Raw genomic sequence first — 2,621 nt, forward strand, 5'->3', positions numbered from 1 at the left:
TGCGGATTCCGACGATTTACCGGACGGCATTCCGATCAAAAACCGGACGCGATTCCGAGAATTAACCGGACGCGATTCCGATTAAATACCGGACAGTTTTGAAGCCTGGATAGTGCCTTTGGGTCAGCAACCTGGGCATGCATTTCCTCGACGGTAGAGGAGAGATGCATGCCGAAGAGAAGAAGGCTGACCATGAGACAATTGAGACAACTGCTTCGCCTAAACGCTGACGGCATAAGCGTTCGCGACATTGCCACCATGCTTGGGATTGCCCGCAGTACGGTGCAGGACAACATAGAGCGAGCGACTGCCGCCGGCCTTTCCTGGCCGTTGCCGGCGGAGCTGACTGACGATGTTCTCGAACATCGACTCTTCTCCCGTCAGGGCGTCAAACAAGGGATACGCCGACGCACCGAGCCTGACTGGGGAAGGCTGGCGGTCGAACTAAAGAAGCCGGGCGTGACGCTGTCGATCCTGTGGGAGGAGTATCGGGCCGTTCATCCCGATGGTTACGCTTACAGCAGATTCTGTGATCTCTTTAGAGGCTTCGAGCGGCGGCTGACGCCGACGATGCGCCAGGTGCATGTCGCCGGAGACAAGGTGTTCGTCGACTATTCCGGCAAGAAGCTGCCGATCGTGGACCGCAAGACCGGCGAGATCCGCGAGGCCGAGATCTTTCTCGGGGTGCTCGGCGCGTCGAGCTATACCTTTGCCGAGGCGACATGGAGCCAGACCCTGCCGGACTGGATTGGCTCGCATGTGCGCATGTTCCGCTTCTTTGGCGGCGTCCCGCGCCTGATTGTTCCCGACAACCTGAAGTCCGGTGTGAACCGCGCAAGCTTTTACGATCCGGAGATCAACCGCAGCTTCGGCATGATGGCTTCGCACTACGGTGTCGGCGTTCTGCCGGCGCGACCGAAGCGACCGAAGGATAAAGCCAAGGTCGAAAGTGGAGTCCGTTTCGCGCAGAGCTGCATTCTAGGCCGGCTGCGGAACCAGACCTTCTTTTCCCTGGACGAAGCCAATGCCGCTATCCGGGAGGCTGTCGAGCGGATCAACACCCACGTCATGCGCCGACTGGACCAGTGCCGTCGCGACCTGTTCGAGACGATGGAACGGCCAGCGCTCGCCGCACTACCAGCCGAGGAATACGAGTTCGCCGAGTGGCGGCTGGCGCGGGTATCGACAGACTATCATGTCGAGTTCGAACGCTATTTCTACTCCGTGCCGCACAGCCTCATTCGCCAGCAGGTGGATGTCCGGGCGACGAGCCGAACGATCGAGATCTTCTTCAAGGGCAAGCGCGTCGCTGCCCATCAGCGCCGCTATGGCGGGGCCCGTTTCGGAACCGAGCCGGACCACATGCCCAGTTCGCACCGCCGCTACGCGGAATGGTCGCCGGAGCGCTTCCGGCGCTGGGCTCGTTCGATCGGTCCACAGACCGAGGGGCTCGTCATCGCCATTCTTGCCAGCCGGCCGCATCCGGAACAGGGATTCAGAACATGCCTCGGCGTTCTCAAGCTCTACCAGGCGATCGACACGGCGCAGGCCGAAGCCGTTTCGGCCCGTGCGCTCGAGATCGGCGGCCTGAACTGCAAAAGCATCAGCGCCCTCATCAAATCCCACAAAGCCTCCAGGCACACCGCCGAACCTGCCGCCGTCGGCGAGCACGCCAATCTTCGCGGCCCAGGCTACTTTCATTAAGGAGATAATCAACAAATGCTGACCAATCCCACCATCGACATGCTGCGCGAACTCGGCCTTTCCGGCATGGCAAACGCGTTCCACGAACTGGAGACGCAGCCGGAGGCAAGAGCCCTCACGCATGGCGAATGGCTTGCCATCCTGCTCGAACGGGAGGCGACAACGCGCCGTCAGAAGCGCTTCGAAGCCAGAGCCCGTGCCGCCAGATTACGTCATGACGCCCAGATCGAGAACGCCGATTTCCGGGCAACCCGCGGTCTTGATCGCAATCTCTTCATGAGGCTGGCGACATGCGACTGGATCAGACAGCGCCATAGCCTGCTCCTGATCGGACCAGCCGGCGTCGGGAAGAGCTGGCTGGCCTGCGCGCTCGGCCACAAGGCATGCCGCGAGGATCTCTCGGTCGCGTACCACCGTGTACCGCGCCTCTTCGCCTCGCTCGCCCTTGCCCGCGGAGACGGCCGTTACGCGAAGCTGCTCAAGAGCCTGGCCAAAACGGACTTGCTTATTTTAGACGATTGGGGGCCGGAGAAGCTCAACGACGAACAACGCCGCGATCTCCTGGAAATCGTCGAGGATCGCTACGAGAAGCGTTCCACCATCCTCACAAGTCAAATTCCCGTGGATCACTGGTATGACATGATCGGCAATCCGACCATCGCCGATGCCGTTCTCGACCGCCTTGTTCATAACGCCTATCGCATCGAACTTTCCGGCGAAAGCATGCGCAAACACAAGGTCCTGCCAGTCCCAGACGCAACTGCCGCTTGACCGAAAACGAGTTCGTCGACAAATATCGCAAAAGACCCAGAGGCGCTCAAGCCGTCCGGCTTCGCCTCGGAATCGCGTCCGGTATTCTATCGGAATAGGTGTCCGGTTTCGTCTCGGAATCACTGTCCGGAATCATTGGAATACGC

The 2,621-nt window shown here is 60.4% G+C and carries 2 protein-coding genes; both read left to right on the plus strand.

What is annotated here, in order from left to right; translation table 11 throughout:
• Positions 1-168: 168 nt before the first annotated feature.
• The gene (gene istA, locus BQ8482_RS33865) at positions 169-1,704 is read left to right on the plus strand and encodes an IS21 family transposase (protein ID WP_123151530.1); all 1,536 of its coding nucleotides are present in this window, start codon (positions 169-171) and stop codon (positions 1,702-1,704) included.
• 15 nt (positions 1,705-1,719) lie between these two features.
• Positions 1,720-2,475, plus strand: coding sequence for an IS21-like element helper ATPase IstB (gene istB / locus BQ8482_RS33870; protein WP_123151531.1), 756 nt, complete (start codon positions 1,720-1,722; stop codon positions 2,473-2,475).
• Positions 2,476-2,621 lie beyond the last annotated feature (146 nt).

Source organism: Mesorhizobium delmotii (genome assembly GCF_900149755.1).
GTDB lineage: Bacteria > Pseudomonadota > Alphaproteobacteria > Rhizobiales > Rhizobiaceae > Mesorhizobium > Mesorhizobium delmotii.

Coding starts and splice junctions, on each gene's coding strand:
- istA (WP_123151530.1), top strand. CDS start 169: ATGCCGAAGAGAAGAAGGCTGACCATGAGACAATTGAGACAACTGCTT.
- istB (WP_123151531.1), top strand. CDS start 1,720: ATGCTGACCAATCCCACCATCGACATGCTGCGCGAACTCGGCCTTTCC.